This is a genomic window from Rhizobium sp. CC1099, from assembly GCF_029714385.1.
Classification (GTDB): domain Bacteria; phylum Pseudomonadota; class Alphaproteobacteria; order Rhizobiales; family Rhizobiaceae; genus Rhizobium.
Genome location: NZ_CP121642.1, coordinates 1,386,030 through 1,403,431 on the forward strand (window position 1 = coordinate 1,386,030; position 17,402 = coordinate 1,403,431).

The 17,402-nt window shown below is 58.2% G+C and carries 18 protein-coding genes and 1 tRNA gene; 6 read left to right on the forward strand and 13 right to left on the reverse strand.

Annotated features, from left to right (window positions below; genetic code table 11):
* The first annotated feature begins 68 nt into the window (after nucleotides 1-68).
* Genes QA644_RS27790 through ugpC form a run of 4 tightly spaced genes read left to right on the forward strand, consistent with a single transcriptional unit; the run spans nucleotide 69 to nucleotide 4,872 of the window.
* Nucleotides 69-983: a sugar ABC transporter permease gene (locus QA644_RS27790; protein WP_283072541.1), complete on the forward strand. Its 915-nt coding sequence runs from the start codon at nucleotides 69-71 to the stop codon at nucleotides 981-983.
* Nucleotides 980-1,843: a carbohydrate ABC transporter permease gene (locus tag QA644_RS27795; RefSeq protein WP_283072542.1), complete on the forward strand. Its 864-nt coding sequence runs from the start codon at nucleotides 980-982 to the stop codon at nucleotides 1,841-1,843. The genes QA644_RS27790 and QA644_RS27795 overlap by 4 nt, the downstream gene beginning before the upstream one ends.
* A gap of 22 nt (nucleotides 1,844-1,865) precedes the next feature.
* A complete protein-coding gene (locus QA644_RS27800) occupies nucleotides 1,866-3,794 on the forward strand; it encodes a glycoside hydrolase family 127 protein (protein WP_283072543.1) in 1,929 nt (642 codons plus the stop codon).
* Nucleotide 3,795: 1 nt separating this feature from the next.
* Nucleotides 3,796-4,872, forward strand: a complete 1,077-nt coding sequence (gene ugpC / locus QA644_RS27805) for a sn-glycerol-3-phosphate ABC transporter ATP-binding protein UgpC (protein WP_275593320.1) — start codon at nucleotides 3,796-3,798, stop codon at nucleotides 4,870-4,872.
* 34 nt (nucleotides 4,873-4,906) lie between these two features.
* On the opposite strand, the gene QA644_RS27810 is transcribed toward ugpC, so the two are convergent.
* From QA644_RS27810 to QA644_RS27840, 7 genes are read right to left on the reverse strand one after another with little or no spacing between them, the layout of a single operon-like run.
* Entirely contained in the window at nucleotides 4,907-5,518 is a 612-nt protein-coding gene (locus QA644_RS27810) for an alkylhydroperoxidase domain protein (RefSeq protein WP_283072544.1), read from the reverse strand.
* A 12-nt stretch (nucleotides 5,519-5,530) separates the two neighbouring features.
* On the reverse strand, nucleotides 5,531-6,163 hold the full coding sequence (locus tag QA644_RS27815) for a CMD domain protein (RefSeq protein ID WP_074072055.1): 633 nt from the start codon (nucleotides 6,161-6,163) through the stop codon (nucleotides 5,531-5,533).
* Nucleotides 6,164-6,193: 30 nt separating this feature from the next.
* Nucleotides 6,194-7,243, reverse strand: coding sequence for a putative FMN-dependent luciferase-like monooxygenase (locus QA644_RS27820; RefSeq protein WP_283072545.1), 1,050 nt, complete (start codon nucleotides 7,241-7,243; stop codon nucleotides 6,194-6,196).
* A complete protein-coding gene (locus tag QA644_RS27825) occupies nucleotides 7,240-8,940 on the reverse strand; it encodes an ABC transporter ATP-binding protein (protein ID WP_283072546.1) in 1,701 nt (566 codons plus the stop codon). The genes QA644_RS27820 and QA644_RS27825 overlap by 4 nt, the downstream gene beginning before the upstream one ends.
* Complete coding sequence (locus QA644_RS27830) at nucleotides 8,937-9,854, reverse strand: ABC transporter permease (RefSeq protein WP_283072547.1); 918 nt, start codon at nucleotides 9,852-9,854, stop codon at nucleotides 8,937-8,939. The genes QA644_RS27825 and QA644_RS27830 overlap by 4 nt, the downstream gene beginning before the upstream one ends.
* A complete protein-coding gene (locus QA644_RS27835) occupies nucleotides 9,851-10,795 on the reverse strand; it encodes an ABC transporter permease (protein WP_074072061.1) in 945 nt (314 codons plus the stop codon). Before QA644_RS27835 ends, QA644_RS27830 begins: the two co-directional genes overlap by 4 nt.
* Nucleotides 10,796-10,847: 52 nt before the next feature.
* The gene (locus QA644_RS27840; RefSeq protein WP_283072548.1) at nucleotides 10,848-12,485 is read right to left on the reverse strand and encodes a TIGR04028 family ABC transporter substrate-binding protein; all 1,638 of its coding nucleotides are present in this window, start codon (nucleotides 12,483-12,485) and stop codon (nucleotides 10,848-10,850) included.
* 350 nt (nucleotides 12,486-12,835) lie between these two features.
* Here QA644_RS27840 and QA644_RS27845 point away from each other — a divergent pair, with 350 nt between their 5' ends.
* The gene (locus tag QA644_RS27845) at nucleotides 12,836-13,564 is read left to right on the forward strand and encodes a YoaK family protein (RefSeq protein ID WP_283072549.1); all 729 of its coding nucleotides are present in this window, start codon (nucleotides 12,836-12,838) and stop codon (nucleotides 13,562-13,564) included.
* 17 nt (nucleotides 13,565-13,581) lie between these two features.
* Here the strand turns inward: QA644_RS27845 and QA644_RS27850 are convergent, their stop codons facing one another.
* The gene (locus tag QA644_RS27850) at nucleotides 13,582-14,187 is read right to left on the reverse strand and encodes a class I SAM-dependent methyltransferase (protein WP_194731048.1); all 606 of its coding nucleotides are present in this window, start codon (nucleotides 14,185-14,187) and stop codon (nucleotides 13,582-13,584) included.
* 285 nt (nucleotides 14,188-14,472) lie between these two features.
* Here QA644_RS27850 and QA644_RS27855 point away from each other — a divergent pair.
* A tRNA-Val gene (locus QA644_RS27855) sits at nucleotides 14,473-14,548 on the forward strand.
* A 96-nt stretch (nucleotides 14,549-14,644) separates the two neighbouring features.
* Here the strand turns inward: QA644_RS27855 and QA644_RS27860 are convergent.
* The 5 genes from QA644_RS27860 to QA644_RS27880 form a co-directional block, all read right to left on the reverse strand.
* Nucleotides 14,645-15,733 (reverse strand): hypothetical protein, encoded by a 1,089-nt coding sequence (locus QA644_RS27860; RefSeq protein ID WP_283072551.1) that lies wholly within the window; start codon nucleotides 15,731-15,733, stop codon nucleotides 14,645-14,647.
* Nucleotides 15,734-15,823: 90 nt separating this feature from the next.
* Nucleotides 15,824-16,315 (reverse strand): hypothetical protein, encoded by a 492-nt coding sequence (locus tag QA644_RS27865; protein ID WP_283072552.1) that lies wholly within the window; start codon nucleotides 16,313-16,315, stop codon nucleotides 15,824-15,826.
* A 2-nt stretch (nucleotides 16,316-16,317) separates the two neighbouring features.
* A complete protein-coding gene (locus QA644_RS27870; RefSeq protein ID WP_283072553.1) occupies nucleotides 16,318-16,905 on the reverse strand; it encodes a hypothetical protein in 588 nt (195 codons plus the stop codon).
* 161 nt (nucleotides 16,906-17,066) lie between these two features.
* Nucleotides 17,067-17,207 carry a hypothetical protein gene (locus QA644_RS27875; protein ID WP_283072554.1) on the reverse strand — a complete coding sequence of 47 codons (141 nt, stop codon included), beginning with the start codon at nucleotides 17,205-17,207 and terminating at the stop codon, nucleotides 17,067-17,069.
* Nucleotides 17,204-17,347, reverse strand: a complete 144-nt coding sequence (locus QA644_RS27880; RefSeq protein ID WP_283072555.1) for a hypothetical protein — start codon at nucleotides 17,345-17,347, stop codon at nucleotides 17,204-17,206. The genes QA644_RS27875 and QA644_RS27880 overlap by 4 nt, the downstream gene beginning before the upstream one ends.
* Nucleotides 17,348-17,402 lie beyond the last annotated feature (55 nt).

Here is a 17,402-nt window from a genome sequence, read left to right on the forward strand (position 1 = left end):
CCGGCCGCGGGCCGGGAGGCGGTGGCAGCTTCCCGGCCAACCTCAACGACAGATGCGGAGCGTTCTCGATGACAGGTTCAGGCTTACCGCGCCAATCTTCCGCGCGCAGGCGTCGGAGATCGCAATGGCGCGGCCTTGCCTATATCGCGCCGGCCATGGCGCTCGTTATCGTCTTCTTCATCATGCCGGTGCTTTTCACCGGATGGATGAGCCTTCACAACTGGCCGCTGATGGGCGCTTCTCGCTGGATCGGATTCAACAACTATTTTCGCATGTATAACGACGGTCGCTTCATAACAGCGCTGAATTTTACGGCCTATTATACCGTGATCGTCACGATCGCGATCTTTTCGGTGGCCTTTCCGCTCGCGATCTTCGTCGAGAAAGAGCGGCAGTTTGTCAGCGCCTACCGCACGGTCATCTTCCTGCCTGTGGTCGTCGGCCTTGCGACGGCCTCGCTGCTTTGGGTTTGGCTCGCCAATGTCGACAGCGGTTTCATCGGTCCCGCCTTGAAAGGCCTCGGCCTCGTGGCAAAGAGCCCCAACCTGCTTGCGACTTTCGACACGGCGTTTCTGACGATTGTCGTGATGGTCGTCTGGAAGATCGCAGGCTTCACCATGATCATCCTCCTGACCGGACTTCAGGCTATTCCCGCCGAACTCACCGAGGCGGCCCGCATCGATGGCGCCGGGCGTTGGCAACGCTTCGTGCACCTGACACTGCCGCTGATGCGCAAGACGATCGCACTGGCACTGATCGTCTCCGTCACCGGATCGATCCTCGCCTTTGACCAGTTCTACATCATGACGGCCGGCGGACCGCAGAACAAGATGATCTCGGTCGTCTACTACATCTTCAATCAGTCCTTCGTGTCCTTCAATCTCGGCTATGGCGCAGCGCTCTCGATCGCGCTGCTCGCGATCCTGGTGGCTATCAGCATCGTGCAGCTCTGGCTGCTCCGTGTCGGAGGGGATCACCCATGATTTCCGCGAAGGAAAAACGTGCACGAAAGCGCTTGCGCCAGAAATCGGCCTATCACCTGACCGGGATCGCCATCGCAATCTTCTTTCTGGCGCCTTTCCACGTCACGCTGCTTGCCTCGTTCCGGCATGGAACCGAAGCGAGCCTGCCGCCCCTGCCACCATGGCCGACCGCGGGAATAAGCTTCGATTCCTACAGATTGCTGGATACCTTCGGCGCCGGCATCTGGCGGCATATGATCAATTCTCTGCTTGTTTCCCTTGCCACCGTGGTGCTCACGGTTGCAGTCAGCCTGCTAGCGGGCTACGGATTTTCGCGCTACCGCTTTCCTCTGAAGAACGTGCTCTTCGTGCTGATCATCACGACACTGATGATCCCGTTCCAGTCGATCCTGACGCCGCTTTTCATCATCCTTGCAAAGCTCGGTCTCAACAATTCGCTGCTCGGGCTGACGCTCGTCTATGTGACGCTTCAGCTACCCTTTTCCGTCTTCATGATGCGAAATGCTTTCGACGCCGTGCCGAAGGAAATCGAGGAGGCTGCGCGCATCGACGGCGCCCGTGATTTAAAACTCCTCGGGCGCGTGCTATTGCCCCTCGTCTTGCCGGGTGTCGCCACCGTCGCGATCTTTGCGTTCCTGAATGCCTGGAATGAGTTCCTGGCAGCACTTGTGCTGCTCTCCAGCAACGAGAAATACACCCTGCCGGTTCTCATGACGGCGGTGCGCGCCGGCCGCCTTGGCGCCATCAACTGGGGTGCTGTGCAGGCGGGCGTCGTCGTCATGACGATCCCCTGCCTCATCGTCTTCCTGCTTTTGCAACGCTACTACATGCGCGGGCTGATGGCCGGCGCGGTAAAATGAACCAGCTACAACGGATGAAGCCATGAACAAGCCAAAACGAGACCGCCAGTTCCGCCCCCTGCCCGTTCCAAGCGTCGAGCTTTACGGGATCTTCGGTGACCGTCAGGATGCCATCTGCGAGTCCACGGCTGAGACACTTCTCGACCGCTGCGTGGAGGCGGGCATGCTGCGCGCGATCGATACCAGCCAGCCAGGCCCCGGTGTCGTCATTCCAATTCAGCCCTGGGGCGGTACGACGCAGATGTTCTGGGACAGCGACCTTGGAAAGTCGATCGAGACGGTCGCCTATTCGCTCTACCGGCGCCCCAATCCCCAACTTGAGGCGCGCGTCGACGAAATCATCGACATGTACGAGAAACTGCAGGGCACGGACGGTTACCTGAATGCCTGGTTCCAACGCGTTCAGCCCGGTCGCCGCTGGACCAATCTGCGCGATCACCACGAGCTTTATTGTGCCGGACATCTGATCGAGGGCGCCGTTGCCTATTATCAGGCGACGGGCAAGCGAAAGCTGCTCGACATCATGTGCCGGTATGCCGATTATATGATCAAGGTCTTCGGCCATGGCGAGGGCCAGATACCGGGCTATTGCGGCCATGAGGAGATCGAGCTCGCGCTCGTGAAACTCGCTCGGGTGACCGGCGAGAAGAAGTATCTGGATCTTGCCAAGTATTTCATAGACGAGCGTGGCACAGAGCCGCATTTCTTCACCGAAGAGGCGACCCGCGATGGGCGCGATCCGGCAAATTTCATCCAGAAGACTTACGAATACAATCAGGCGCATCAACCGGTGCGCGAGCAGAAGAAGGTGGTCGGCCATGCGGTGCGTGCGATGTATCTTTATTCCGGCATGGCCGATATCGCGACGGAATATAACGACGACACGCTGACTGCAGCGCTCGAAATACTCTGGGACGACCTTACCACCAAGCAGATGTATATTACAGGCGGCATTGGCCCGGCCGCGGCAAATGAGGGCTTCACCGACTACTACGACTTGCCGAACGAAAGCGCCTATGCGGAAACATGTGCTTCGGTCGGCCTTGTCTTCTGGGCAAGCCGCATGCTCGGCCGCGGCCCGAACCGCCGCTATGCCGACATCATGGAACAGGCGCTTTACAATGGCGCAATGGCCGGTATTTCGCTCGACGGCCGCACGTTCTTTTATGAAAACCCACTTGAAAGTGCCGGTAAGCATCATCGCTGGATCTGGCATCATTGCCCGTGCTGTCCGCCGAACATTGCCCGCCTGCTTTCCTCCATCGGGTCGTATATGTATGCCGTTGCCGACGACGAGATCGCCGTACATCTCTACGGAGAAAGCAAGGCCCATTTTGAAATTGATGGCTCCAAGATCACGCTCGCGCAGGAGACGCGCTATCCTTGGGATGGCGCCATATGTTTCGACATCGTAACGGAAAGGCCGGCGCGTTTCGCAGTGTCGCTTCGTATCCCCGAATGGGCAAACGGCGTCGCGATCAAGGTGAATGGCGAGGCGCTTGAGCTTTCATCCGTGGCGCTCGACGGCTATGCCCGCATCGAGCGGGAATGGAAAAGCGGCGATCACGTCGATCTCGACATTCCCCTTGCGGCGCGCTCGCTCTTTGCCAATCCGCTGGTGCGCCAGGATGCCGGCCGCACCGCTTTGATGCGCGGCCCTCTGGTCTACTGCGTCGAGGCAACCGACAACGGCACCGGCTTGAATGGAATCCGGCTCAATGGCGACGTTTCGAAAGCGACAACTTCCGAAGTCGCCGAGCTTCGTGGTGCCGTCGCTCTGGATTTGCCCGCAAGGCGCGATGAGGCCGATTGGGGCAGCGCCCTTTACAGGGCGTCGCCGCCGCATGCACGCGAAACGACTGCGCGCTTCGTGCCCTATCCATTCTGGGACAATCGAGCGCCAGGTGAGATGCTTGTCTGGGTAAGAGCAGGTGAAGCACGCGGTGAGTAAACTGGCTGACACTGGCGTCGTGCTGGCGGGCGTCCGCAAGAGTTTCGCCAGCCTCGATGTCATTCATGGCATCGACCTCGAAATTGCCGAAGGCTCCTTTGTTGTCTTCGTGGGACCGTCCGGCTGCGGAAAGTCGACGCTGCTTCGCATGATTGCCGGATTGGAAGAGGTCACCGACGGCGAGATCGAGATCAAGGGACGCAACGTCACCGATCTCGATCCTTCCGAGCGCGGCATTGCCATGGTGTTTCAGTCCTATGCGCTTTACCCACACATGAGCGTGCGCGAAAACCTCGCCTTCGGACTGAAGATGGCGAGAACGGCGGCAGCAGAGATCGAAGCACGTGTGAAGGCCGCGTCCGCGATCTTGAAGATCGAGCACCTGCTCGACCGCAGGCCCGGACAACTCTCCGGCGGTCAGCGCCAGCGCGTAGCGATCGGCCGGGCAATCGTGCGCAAGCCGGACGTGTTCTTGTTCGACGAGCCGCTATCCAATCTCGATGCCGAATTGCGGGTCTCGATGCGCATCGAGATTGCTCGGCTGCATCGCGAACTCGGCAACACGATGATCTATGTGACGCATGACCAGACCGAGGCGATGACGCTTGCGGACAAAATCGTCGTTCTGCGCGATGGGCGTATCGAACAAGCCGGAACGCCGCGTGAAGTCTATGAGAACCCGGCCAATGTCTTCGTAGCGGGTTTCATCGGCTCACCGCGGATGAATTTACTGCAAGCGACATGGTCAGGCGACGGCACAATCAGCATCGCCGGGACCGTCATCCCGGCGCCGATTGCATCTGGAAAGCTTTCGGCGGGCGAAAGGCTTACATTCGGCGTTCGCCCGGAGCACTTCATGGTCGCTGAAGCTGCGGCGCAGACGCTTAGAGCGCGCGTTGATTTTTTTGAGTACCTGGGCGGAACTCAGTACCTCTACTGCCAACTCGATGATGGCCAAACCGTTACCGCTGAACACAGGTCTTCGCTCACAATCGAGGCCGGCGACACCGTCCATCTTGCAAGCGAGATGACCAAGCGCCGCTTCTTCGATGCAGATGGAAAGCGGCTGGCGGATTAAAATCTTCTCTCTATCGAGATAAAATTCGGCGCCATCAGGCTTCAGCCGCAGGTGTCGGCTCGCCCAGCGAGAGCATCAGTCGGTTGGCCCAGTTGAAGAAAGCGGCACCATGGATGACGTCGGCAATTTCCAGATCGTTCAGACCTTCGGACCGCAACCGGGCGATCTCTTCTTCATTGAAGGCGGATGGTGTCGCCGTCAAAGCGACCGAAGCCTCGACGATTGCATTCCACCTGCGGCTGCCGAGGTCGGTATCCGTTCCTTCGTCGAGCAGGCGCTGAACATCGCTGGTGCGCTTGGAATAATGAGAGGCAAAACGGGAATGGACCGAGGCGCAGAAAATGCAGCCGTTCAGCCGCGACGCGGCCGTCGCAGACAGCTCCCTATCGGCGCGCGGCAGACCGGCCGCCGTATTGTAGAAGATGTCCTTGTCGGTCTTCGTGCGAGCCTCTAGGATCTCCGGATCGCGTACAAGCAGCATGAAGTAAGCCGACTTGGCGCGCGATGGATCAACGAGCCCGGCCCAATGCCGGTCTGTCAGTTCCTCTTCTACGAGCGGTGCCAGCCAGGGTGTCCAGCCAATCTCGGCCTGTGTGAAGGCGCTCGGGCGGTGCTCGAGCTCAGGATGGATTGCAATCTCGGTCATGTAATCGTCTCCTTATTCGGCTGCTGCCGAAGCAAGTGTTCCCTCGCCCGCCTTGGATAGCGCCGCAAGCCCCGTGACCACGCGGATCTGGAATGCAAGGAAGGAAACGATCTGCGAAAGCGTCACGATCGCCGTCGTGCTCCATCCGGCATCCAGCAATTTTTGCAAGGCAGCCGGAGACGCCTCTCGCGGCCGGAACACCAGCAGATGGCTATGTTCAAGCGCCGCCGAAAGCTTAACTCCGAGAGCGACGCGTCCAAAATCGGATACCTCAAAGACCAGGCCCGACTTGTCTCCAACCGATAGGGGTGCCGCACGATACTTGCCGTAGGGGCCATGCGTGCGCCCCTTCTCGACCTCTGCTCTGACGGCTGCGGCAAGAGAAGCGCCGCCCGTCGTCTCGATGATGCCGGCCGTATAGAATTCTGCTGCCGCGCTTGCATCGTGCAATCCCGCAACGAAGGCCGCAACGGCAAGCCGCTCCATCCGCAAGATGCCTCCTTCCTGTACCGGCTCGAAAAGTGCCAGATAGCTCTTCTGCGCATTTGAGCGTGTTTCAGGCCGTTCCGCACGAATGCGATCGACGAAGGATCCGGCGCGGATGCCGGCTAAAAGATCGATAACGTCAGGTGTCGAAGAGGTCATGGTCGTTACCCTTTCTTGGAGAGCCGAAAATCAGGCGTTGGCTGCGAGCCGCCGCTCGTGATGAAGCAGAGCCTGGCCCGTCCAGCCAAGCGCGGGCGCCACGATGGTTGCCGTCAATTCCAGCGAGCGCAGGATATGCTCTTGCGGCGGATCAACCGAATGCACCTGGAAGACGAGATCGGTCACTCGCGACAGCGCAGTATCGGCCTTAAGCGACGCAATCACGTCGTCCGGCGTTCCGACATGCACATCGAATGCCTTGATGAGGTCTTCTGTCGTCGTGCCGGTAATCTTATGACCGCTTGCGACAAAGCGCTCGACGCTGCGCTTAAGCCCGAGTTCGGCAAAATGCAGCGCCTCCTTCCGGTCATCGGCGACAAAGAGGCTGCGGGAACCGAGAATGCGCGGCGCGCGGCGGTCGGCCAACGCTCCGAGATAGGTATCAATGATCGGATTTTGCAATTCCCAAAGCGCCGCAGACGGGGCTTCAAGCGGACGCGGCTGCGTCCGCGAAAGCATCAGACCATCACCATCACGGCCAGCACGCTCGCCGCCGTCGACGGAAAACGTCGCCTGCCAGACATGATCAAGCAAGTGCGGCGCATCTGGATAGAGGCGGTTGCCGCCTTCCAGCTCGCGGCCGGCCCAGGCGCCGCGCACCATCGCAAGGCTCTTAGCAAAGACCTGGCCGCGATCGGCACTTTGCAGGCCGAACGGCAGGAAGGCTGCAGGCGTGCCGCCCGTGCCGAAACCGATTTCAAGGCGGCCATTCGAAAGGATATCGAGAACCGCCGTGTCCTCCGCAACACGAACCGCATTCTCCATCGGAAGCGTGATCACGCCTGTTCCGAGCCGGATGCGCGATGTTCGCGCCGCAAGTTCGGCAAGAAGGATAAGGGGTGAAGGAAGTCCCCCTTCTTCGCCATTGAAGTGGTGTTGGGCAATCCAGGCGCTGTTAAATCCGAACTTTTCCGCATGGATGACCTGCTCGACAACCAGCCGGTAGCGGGTTGCCGGATCGGCCTGGTCGAGTACCCGACTGAAAAAGCCGAGACGCTTCGGCTGGACTGGATATCTCATGGATTCGTTCCTGCATTGGTCAACGACGGCCGCCTCGGGATCGGCGGATACTTCTTGCCGGGAATGGCAGCGATCAACTCACGCGTGTAGGCATGCTGCGGATCGCCGAAGACACCCTCCACCGGCCCACTGTCGACGAGCTTGCCTTCTTTCAGCACCGAGACCGTGTCGGCGATCTGGCTGACCACGGCGAGATCGTGGGAGACGAAAAGATAGGTGAGCCCGAGCTCGCGCTGCAGTTTGTCGAGCAATGCCAGGATCTGCGCCTGCACGGTAACGTCGAGCGCTGAGACCGCCTCGTCGAGAACGAGGACCTGCGGACCAAGGACCAGCGCACGGGCAATCGCAACGCGCTGACGCTGTCCGCCGGAAAGCGCATGCGGCCTGCGCTGCAGCATATCGAGCGTCAACCCCACCCTTTCGAGTGTGCTTGCGACCCTTTCAGCCCGTTCGGCGCGTGAGATCGGATCAAAGTTCAAAAGTGGCTCCTCGACAATCCGTGCAATGGTCTGGCGCGGATCGAGTGAGCCAAAGGGATTCTGATAGACGAGCTGGATCTTCTTGCGAAAGAGCCTCAGCGTTTCACCGCCCAGACGAGCCAGGTCTAGACCATCGACGAACACGTTCCCCGCCGTCGGTTTCTGGAAGGCCGCCACAGTACGGATTGTCGTTGTCTTGCCGGATCCCGATTCACCGACAAGCGCATGAGTCGTGCCGCGCCGGACCCGAAACGAGATGTCGTCGACTGCGCGAAAGTGGCCTTTCTGTCCGCCGAGGCCGAAATCCTGGATTAGATTTTCGACAACGATGATATCGTCCGGCTCTGTGGCCGGCGCTCCTGCAGCAGCCGGCACGCGGCGTCGACCGGCATTGAGAGACGGCGCGTTGGCAAGAAGCTGTCGCGTATATGCACTTTGCGGCGCCCTCAGGATATCGCCGATACGGCCTTGTTCCTGAATGCGGCCATGTTGCAGCACCACCAGCTTGTCGGCCCGGTCGGCGGCAACTCCAAGATCGTGCGTCACCAATAGGAGCGCTGTCCCACATTCGCGGCGCAGCGCGTCGATGAGGTCGAGAATGTGCTTCTGGACCGTCACATCGAGCGCGCTCGTCGGCTCGTCGGCAATAATCAGCGAGGGTCTCAGTGCAATTGCAATCGCAATCAGCACGCGCTGCTTCATGCCGCCGGACAGCTCGTGCGGATACTGCTGGGCACGCAACGTCGGCTGATAGAGGCCGACGCGCCCAAGCAGTTCGATTGCCTGAGCATAGGCAACCGGTCCGGAAGATTGGTCGTGGATTGCGAAGATCTCCGCCACCTGTTTGCCGATAGTCTTAACCGGATTGAGCGCGTTGCCCGGATCCTGCGGTATCAAGCTCACGACTGAACCGCGAATGCCATCGAGCCGCTTCTGAGGCCAGCCGGCAATCTCCTGCCCGTTCAGCCGGATACTGCCTTTCTCGAGGCGTCCGTTTTCCGGCAGAAGGCCGATGATTGCCTGCGCAGTCGAGCTCTTGCCCGAACCTGACTCGCCGACAAGCGCCACGACCTCGCCCGGATCAACGCGAAAATCGATCCCGCGCACCGCAGTACGCGTTCCGTTCCGATCGCTGTAGGAGACCGTCAGCCCCGACACTTCGAGGACTGCGGCGGGCTGGGTCGCGCCGTTCGGCCGATTGACCGGTTGGATCGTCATCTCTGCACCTTTCCGATTGCCTGGCTGACCCGGTTAACCGAGAGAACGACGAGCACCACGGCGATGCCGGGTGCGGCCGTCAGCCACCATGCGGTTGCGATATAGTTGCGGCCTTCGGCAATCAGCAGGCCCCATTCCGGCGTCGGCGGTGGCGCGCCGTAGCCCAGAAAACCGAGGGTCGAAAGTTGCAGGATGGCCGACCCGACCTGCAGCGCTGCAAACGCAATGACAGATGTCAGCGAATTCGGCAGAACGTGCCGCCACAGCACTTTCAGGAACGTGGCGCCGCTGCCGAAGGCCGCCTCGACATATTCGCTGCGGCGCACCGTCACGACCTCCGAGCGCACGATACGGGCAAAGCTTGCAATCGACGTTACGCCGACGGCGATGGCAGCGTTTGTCGTGCCGAATCCGAGAAGGATGATGATACTGAGCGACAGCAATAGGGCCGGGATCGAGAGCAGCACATCCATGAGACGCATGATGACCCCGTCAACCAAACCGCCTAAGGAACCTGCAAGAAGGCCGAGCGCCGTGCCGATGGCAATGCCGATGGCGACAGCCGCAAGCGCGCCGGAAAGCGTATGCACCGAACCATGAACGAGCCGCGCGTAAAGATCGCGGCCGAGCGAATCCGTACCGAGCAGATGCGCTGTCCCAGGCGGTTTCAATTGCTGACCCGCCTGCCCCTGGATCGGGTCATACGCGGTAAAGAGCCCTGGAACGACAGCCCATAAAAGGACAAGGGTTAGGATCACAACAGCGAGCACAAAGTCGGGCTGGACGCGGATGCCGTGCCTCTTTCCTTCGGCGGTCGGCAGCGTCTCATCGGCGACCGGTGCTTCCGCGATCCAGTCGACCGGATCCGGACTTTTGATATTGAGGTGCCGTTCTGCACCGTCGAGCTGGGTCATCGCGCGGTCCCCAATTTGGTTTTCAGTCGCGGATCGAGCACGGGATAGAGCAGATCGATCGCAAGGTTTATGGCGACGAAGGTGGCTGCAGATATGACGACGATCGCCTGCAAAACCGCGACATCCTGGAAGGTCACTGCCTGTTCGGCGAGGCCGCCGATTCCGTTGAGGCCGAAGACGGCTTCGGTCACGACGGCACCGGCCAGCAGTTCGCCGAAGAGCACACCAGCCACCGTCAGTACTGGCAGCAGTGCGTTCCTTGCGACATGGCGCCACAACACCCAGGAATGCGATGCGCCCTTGGCGCGCGCAACAGCCACGAAGGGACGCGTAAGGACCTCATCGATGTTCCGAAGCAGGATTTGCGCCATCGGTGCGGAAATCGGAACGGCAACGGTCAGGACGGGAAGGATCAGTCCCTCCCATGGCCCGGGATTGATCACCGGCACGAGTTTCAGCCGGAACGAGAATATCTGGATCAGCATGATGCCGAGCCAGAAAGTGGGCACGGAGACGAACAGCGAAGGGATAGAATGAATGAACGAACGAAGCCGGCCGAGGCCCGGAATGTTGCAAAAGATCGCAAGAATGACCGCGAGGGTTAAAGCGGTGGCAAAGCCGAGCCCTGCAAGCCGGATGGTCGAGGGCAGGTTGACCGCAAGCTGCGCGCTGACGGCGACACCGCGCTGCAGCGAATAGCCGAAATTGCCTGTCAGGAAGTTGCCGATTGTTTGGAGATATTGCGACGCCAGAGACCCGTCTGCTGCGTAGGCTGCACGAATATCGGCCAGCTGTTCCGGGCTGAGGCCGTATTCCGGGTTCTGGAATTTGATCAGCACCGCGTCGCCGGGCATCGCCTGCAGCAGCACGAAGGAAATCGTGAAGGCGGCCCAGAGCACCAGAAGCGCCTGCCCTGTGCGTGAAAGAACATATCTTGCCATGGCAAACTCCGTCTCAGCGAACGAGCCCGGCTCTTGCCGGGCTTTCGGCCGGTTAGTGTTCAGCAAGCCAGATGCTGTAGAAGCTCGGGCGGCCGACCGCCTCGAAGGCTACCCCCTGCACATAAGGTGCGCCGGCAAAGGCCTGCGGCTCTTCAAAGATCGGGATGGCATAGGCCTGATCGATCACGTAGTTCTGAACCTCGCCGGCAATCGTCAGGCGCTTCGCACGATCGGGTTCTGACGAAAGCTGCTCAAGCAGGCCGTTCAGCCTGCCGTCCGCAAAGGACTTCACCTTGTCGCTCAATCCGCCCTTCTGGCGAAGCACATCGCGGTTCTTCGGATAGTACTGGCTCTTGATGACGTCGGGATCGGCGCGGCCCACCATCGCCGGCGAAACGGGCGTCTTTTCCGGATCGAGATCATCGACCGTCTTGCTGCCGGCATCGCCTGCAAGAACATTGAGCGTCACGCCGAGCTTCGCCCATTGCTGCGCGACAAGCTGTAGCGTTGCCTTGTTCTGGGGCTGCGGCGGCGATTCATAGGCTGTCAAGATAAGTGGCTGGCCGTCTTTCGCACGCACGCCATTGGCGCCGGCCTTCCAGCCGGCATCGTCGAGCAGCTTTGCGGCTTCGGCAGGGTCGTAGGCAAGCTTCGAGGACAGATCGACATAGCCCTGCGCCGTCGAAGCGATGATCGATTTTGCCTGGGGATAGTTGACGGAAAAGAGCGTCGACACGATCTCCTGCGTATTCGTGCCATGCAGCAGCGCCCGTCGGACGCGCAGATCGGCAACGAGCGGGTTGTCTGGGCGGAAGACGACGCTGTTGTTCACGCCGCGCGTGGGCGGCGTGAAGATCTTATAACCCTGGCTTTCGACCTGCTCTTCGTCATAGGCCTGCACTTGGCGGATGAAATCCGCCTGGCCGGAAAGCAGCGCGCCGATCCGCACGCTGTCCTCCCCGGTGATGACATATTTGATGCCGTCGACGTAGGCGCGGCCCTGATGTTTAAACTTTGCAGGACCCCAGTTGTAGTCTTGGCGCGCCTTCAGCGAGAGTTCCTTGCCGAGCGTTTCGCTTTCGACGACAAAGGGGCCTGAGCCAATGATCTTGGTTGCATCCCCGAGCTGTTCGAACGGCAAAGCCAGCGTCGTCAGCGAAACTAGGCCGGAGCCGATAACCGACGTTCCCTGCAGAAATCCCGGCGATGGCCTTTTGAAGTAGAATTTTACGGTGAGCGGGTCGATAACTTCGGAATGGTCGTAATTGTTGATGACTTCCGAAACCGGCTGCTTCAACGCTTTGTTGCCGAGACCGAACGTATCGTAGTTTTTCGCAACCGCATTCGCATCGAGCGGCGACCCGTCCGAGAAAGTCACGCCTTCGCGCAACTTGAAGGTATATTCCGTCGCATTCTCGTTGACCGTCCAGGACTGCGCGATCCAGGGCTCGATCTCGAGCGTCTTCGGATTCTGATAGGTCAATTTATCAGTAATCTGATTGAGCACGCCGCCATTCGGATAGAAACCGCCGGCCGGGGGATAAAGATTGGTGTGCGCCTGCTGCTCGAGATAGATCAGCGTGCCGCCCGTAACCGGCTTGGCCGCATCTTCCGCAATGCCCGCGGAAGCTGAAATCGTCAACGACAATGCCCCGATCAATGCGGCTGCGCCCAAATTTGTGAAGCTCATGTCTATTTCCCTCGGATGGAACATGGCCGAAGGATATGGTTTTCATGTTTTAATCCATAGAATTGATGTTCTATTTTACGCCGGCAGGATGAAATGAAGAACTCACGCAGGGATGAAACCGGCAATATCCGGCGTGGAGAGCCAAATGCGCCCGCCGAAAAGTCGAAACGCATCTGAAGTGTCGACCGTGTTGACGTTCAGATTTCAGGCGATAGAACTGAAAAATGGATGGATTGCACAGAATCCTCTGCTCTCGGCGACCGTCAAAAACGCCCGACCGCATCGAATTTTCACGGCATTGACCTTTTCTTCCTAGCATTGACCCGATCCCGCCACGTTGAAGACAGACCATGCTGATCCGCCAGGGGCACGAACGCAACGAACAGATTGACAGGAAGCTCGCCTCTTGTCTGGCGGCGATCGCCGGCGCGCTCAACGCGGCCGCCTTTTACGCGGTCGGCTTCTTTTCGGCGAACATGACCGGAAACATCTCCACATTTTCCGACCACATTGCCGTCGGCGCGTGGATTTCCGCCCTGTTCTACCTTGCGATCATCGTCACCTTCATCCTGGGCGCCACCGTCTCGACGCTGCTCATCAATGCCGGCCGCAGACGCAACATACATGCCATCTACGCCTACAGCATCCTGACCGAGGGGATATTGCTTGCGATACTCGGCTGTGCCGACCTTTGGCTGCTTGGAGAATGGCGGGCACCGGTTCTCGTGATCGGCCTTGCCTTTCTCATGGGCCTTCAAAACGCAGTCGTCACCCGTATTTCCAACGCTCGCGTAAGGACCACCCATATATCGGGAATGGCGACCGATGTCGGCATCGAACTTGGGATGGCGTTTGACATCCTACGTGGACGGGAGCGACCCAGCGAGGCGCAGTATGACCGCGCCAAGCTCCTTTTACATGTCCAAACCATCCTTGCGTTCCTGTTCGGCGGGATCCTGGGCGTCCTCGTCTATCGCTCCGCCGGCGGCTTGTTGCTTATCGCCACTGCCGCGCTATTGCTGGCGATTGCCATGGCCGGCATTTTCCGGGTGCAGCAGCAGCGGGCACAGGCCCCGTGACTTACGGGGCCGGTGCATCAGAGGCGCTGCAGGCAGAAGGAAAAATGCGCATCCGGATCCAGCGTCAGGTATTCGAAGCGCCATCCGTATTCCGCGCAGAACTTGTTGACGGCTTCCACGACGCCATAGACGATCGGCTTTACGGTGTTGCCGGTACAAAAATCGTGGCCGGCAATTCGCCCGCCGCGATTGACCTTGCAGTTTGACAGGACCAACTCCTTCCAGGTGAGTTCGAAGGAATGATCCGTGTCGATATAAACCCAGTCGAAAAAACCATCGTCAAACGTGCTGAGAGCTTCAAGCGACGTGCCCTGCCGGATCACCACCGTTCCCCCTTTTATCTCGTCGGCATATTTCTCGCTCACCGTCGCCATGCCGGCCGAGTAACGATCCATCCCCCACGGATCGATCAGGAAGAGTTTTTCGGGGCGGTTCCGCTTGAGGATTTCAGACGTGAACTCTCCTTCAGCGACGCCAATCTCGGCTGCAACTGCATGATTGGGCAGACGATAGAGGAGTTCATTGCGATCAGGCAGCAGTTTGGCGCCTTCGGTATGGACAAAATCAAGCCTTGTTCGAGGTGTGCTGCTCCTCAGACGCAGCCGCTCTTCGCGCGTTTTCACTCTGTGCTCCAGTGCGGAATGATTTGTTTGTCGCGACACAACACCAGAACGTGCCGCGACGCAGCCCATCTCTATACGCAAGTACGGCGTCACGAAAGCTTGCGAGACGAGAGGACCTGCCCCTTGCGGTTCACAATAATCTGAGCGTGAATCTGAGCGTGCCCGTAATGCACATGGGCTGATGATTGCCGGTTCGAAAAATTTGGAGAAAAAACCCGGCAATGGTCTTGCAGTTCTGCGCCGATATCGATAGAGAGCCTTCACGCTGGATGCTGCGGCATCGAGGGGCGATTAGCTCAGTTGGTAGAGCGCCTCGTTTACACCGAGGATGTCGGGAGTTCGAGTCTCTCATCGCCCACCATTTTTCTCAATGATTTCAATATGTTGGCGATGATGGAAGACAGGACTGTGTAGCAGTCTTGTGGGTGTTCCATGTGTAGCTGCTGAGAGGCGCGTGTTAGGTAGCGATTGCAGTTAAGTATTTCGCCCAACTAGAAGCGGCATCAGCGACAGCCTGAAGCGCGGCTTGAACCTCCTGTGGGTTTGCAGCGGCCCAAACTATCCCCGCGGGAATCGCCCATTGAATCGCTGCGTCTACTGCGGCATCTGCTTTTCTTCCGCACCAAGCGGCAATTGCTCCCGCCACCCTTCGGAACAACGATGCCTTGGCTTCTAATCTCACGGGATCCGGCATTTCCTCCTGCGCGTCAACCTTGAGCTCGATAACCACTTCCAGAACGATCTTAAAATCGGCCGGCGCTATTGGATCAGGTTCGACCAGTTCCGGTGGGTGATTGTGATTCCGTGGCGGGAGATGGGTGCTATAAGCCTCAAGGGCAGCCTCCAACCTGCCAATCCGGGTCTGAAGCTCCTGCTGATAAACCGCGTTTTGGTCAAACGCGGGCATGGGGTCGAACACAAGACGGTTGCCACTGTTGTCAACTATCCTATCGCCGTTGTCGGTCGCGAAAGAGTGCCCCGCAAAGGACCGCCCGGCGTAGGTTGGGCCGTTTATGACGTATTCACTCAGCGGAGCGCCACCTAACGCGCCCGACGATGGTAGTGCATCCACGATCAATGGGCGACCGAGCTTATCGGTCAGCACGCGGCCTTCCTTATCCGTCAAATAGGCTTGACCAGGAGGGAGGTCGGGGAACTGACTTCCGTCATGCTCATCATCATTGGCGTCTGGAATGTCTGGCAGCGGCTCATCAATAGAAAATACTTCGTCATCCGGATCAGCCGCCTCAGCGCGCCCCTCAATACCCGCCCTGATTCTTAAATCGCGGTCGTAATCCTCATCGGTGTAGTCCGGTTCATCGAAGGCATTAATGCTGAGCTGGCGGGTTAATTCGCCGGGACGAAGCCCTAGCTCAGCCAATATCTCTGGGTCCGTTTCATCATCAAAGCGGACACGGTAGCCGTAAACCTCGCCGTCATTGCCGTCGATTGCTTCCAAATTCCAATCGGTTTCCTCCAACAAATTGACGTTGACGCCCCATTCCGCCGCGATGGCCTCCGCCTGCCTATCTTCGTCAAACGCCATAACGCTTCCTATGATTCGCGAGATAGCTGCAGAATACACGCGGTATGAGAACAAGGAGAAGCCCGCCGATCTTCACGAACGGAGCGTAAATCAGACAAGCGCGGCGGCCAAACCGGTAACCAGCGTTGCGGCAAGCAGCCAGAATGTCACCATCTTTAGATCGCGTCGTTCATAGCTGTCGCGCTGGTAGATTATCGCCTCTCGAATTTGGTCGAAGCTGTGCGTGACCTTTTCTCGACTAAGAATACCTTCCACTTCCTCCAATGGATAAGCTTCAAGGTCGAAAGTCTTTCGTAGTCCCTGATGCATTCTGTCATACACGGTTGCGTTGACGCGTTGGGCTACGAAAATTCCATTGAGCGCACCAGTCAGATAGAAATTTCCTGTCGCCTGCCTGCCATCCATTTGCTTGGCAAACTGCCGCTCTGATTTCTCAATAAGAGCGTATGCGACTTTCCTATCGGCGACGTTCCTCTTTAGCTGAAATTTGGTGATTATATCGACCCAATCGAACAGAAGTGCTATCGCGGATAGAAAACCACATAGCACACTTATAATTGTCAAAACTGTTTGCACAGCCATCCTCACAGGCTCATGTAAAGCTTATGCATCATCGCAAAACCACCCGCACAGGCGGTGAGTAGGCTTAAAAGGAATACCACTCTATGGGCGGCACTGAGAGCGATCACTCGTTTCGCCTCCCCTTGAGTTTGTTCGAGGCGTAATGGCTCAAAATCCTCAACAGATACCAAGCTCTGGAAAATGTGGCCCAATTCCCCGACAGTTTTCAGGCGGACCTTCATGATGATGAACATTTCCCATAAGACAAATGTCGAAACGGAGATCATGCCCATCAGTCCGACGAAAGCGGTTACTTCTTTGCCTAGTGAATCTTTCGCAAGGCTCCATGTTGCGAAGTAGGCGGCGTAACCAATCACCGCGACTACGTTAATATATCGGGCGTTCTCATCGTTCAGATTTTTGATGTTTGAGGCCAGTTCAGAGCGATATGACTTGATCTGATCGTCTAGCTTTTGCGACTTTTCGCGCCATTCCCGCGCCCGTTCACGATGTTCGGCAGCGTTGCTGTGGTGTTCGAGTGCCTTCCAAAGATGCTGAATGTCGTCATCAAGGGCAAGCATATATTTCGCCGTCTCAGGGTTCATAGCCATTGATCAATCTCCATGATTCTGAGGCTATCGAATCTGAATTGAAATGAAAGCACTGGGATGCTTATGGTTGTGGGAAACTACAAAATCCAACAACGTCTAAGACAAAAAAGCCCGCCGATCTTCACCGGCGGGCTAAGCGTTCGGAATGGATATATAGGCTCTTACTTGCCCTTCTTTTCATCCTGGGAGAGGACGGAGGCAGCTAATTTCTTGGCGTCCGCCTGGGTCGCTTTCTTGCCACCCGACAGGATTTTCCCCGCGAGGCTTGATGTTGATGACGACGATTGCTTCTTCGCCATCATGCACCTACCGCCGGAGCTACGTCGCCAAATTTCTTGCCCGACTTGATCTCGCTAATTCGGCCTTGGTTGATACCGAACATCGCTGCAATGTCATGCTGCGCAAGGTTGTCGAGAAGGTAGCGCTTAATCTTCGCGGCCATCTCTCGCGTCACTTTTGGTGACCGTCTGCGTTTTGTCATGCTGTTGCCTTTCGCA

Coding starts and splice junctions, on each gene's coding strand:
- QA644_RS27840 (WP_283072548.1), bottom strand. CDS start 12,485: ATGAGCTTCACAAATTTGGGCGCAGCCGCATTGATCGGGGCATTGTCG.
- QA644_RS27830 (WP_283072547.1), bottom strand. CDS start 9,854: ATGACCCAGCTCGACGGTGCAGAACGGCACCTCAATATCAAAAGTCCG.
- QA644_RS27860 (WP_283072551.1), bottom strand. CDS start 15,733: ATGGCGTTTGACGAAGATAGGCAGGCGGAGGCCATCGCGGCGGAATGG.
- QA644_RS27875 (WP_283072554.1), bottom strand. CDS start 17,207: ATGATGGCGAAGAAGCAATCGTCGTCATCAACATCAAGCCTCGCGGGG.
- QA644_RS27880 (WP_283072555.1), bottom strand. CDS start 17,347: ATGGCCGCGAAGATTAAGCGCTACCTTCTCGACAACCTTGCGCAGCAT.
- QA644_RS27815 (WP_074072055.1), bottom strand. CDS start 6,163: ATGACCTCTTCGACACCTGACGTTATCGATCTTTTAGCCGGCATCCGC.
- QA644_RS27835 (WP_074072061.1), bottom strand. CDS start 10,795: ATGGCAAGATATGTTCTTTCACGCACAGGGCAGGCGCTTCTGGTGCTC.
- QA644_RS27810 (WP_283072544.1), bottom strand. CDS start 5,518: ATGACCGAGATTGCAATCCATCCTGAGCTCGAGCACCGCCCGAGCGCC.
- QA644_RS27795 (WP_283072542.1), top strand. CDS start 980: ATGATTTCCGCGAAGGAAAAACGTGCACGAAAGCGCTTGCGCCAGAAA.
- QA644_RS27865 (WP_283072552.1), bottom strand. CDS start 16,315: ATGGCTGTGCAAACAGTTTTGACAATTATAAGTGTGCTATGTGGTTTT.
- QA644_RS27800 (WP_283072543.1), top strand. CDS start 1,866: ATGAACAAGCCAAAACGAGACCGCCAGTTCCGCCCCCTGCCCGTTCCA.
- QA644_RS27820 (WP_283072545.1), bottom strand. CDS start 7,243: ATGAGATATCCAGTCCAGCCGAAGCGTCTCGGCTTTTTCAGTCGGGTA.
- QA644_RS27825 (WP_283072546.1), bottom strand. CDS start 8,940: ATGACGATCCAACCGGTCAATCGGCCGAACGGCGCGACCCAGCCCGCC.
- QA644_RS27845 (WP_283072549.1), top strand. CDS start 12,836: ATGCTGATCCGCCAGGGGCACGAACGCAACGAACAGATTGACAGGAAG.
- QA644_RS27870 (WP_283072553.1), bottom strand. CDS start 16,905: ATGGCTATGAACCCTGAGACGGCGAAATATATGCTTGCCCTTGATGAC.
- QA644_RS27790 (WP_283072541.1), top strand. CDS start 69: ATGACAGGTTCAGGCTTACCGCGCCAATCTTCCGCGCGCAGGCGTCGG.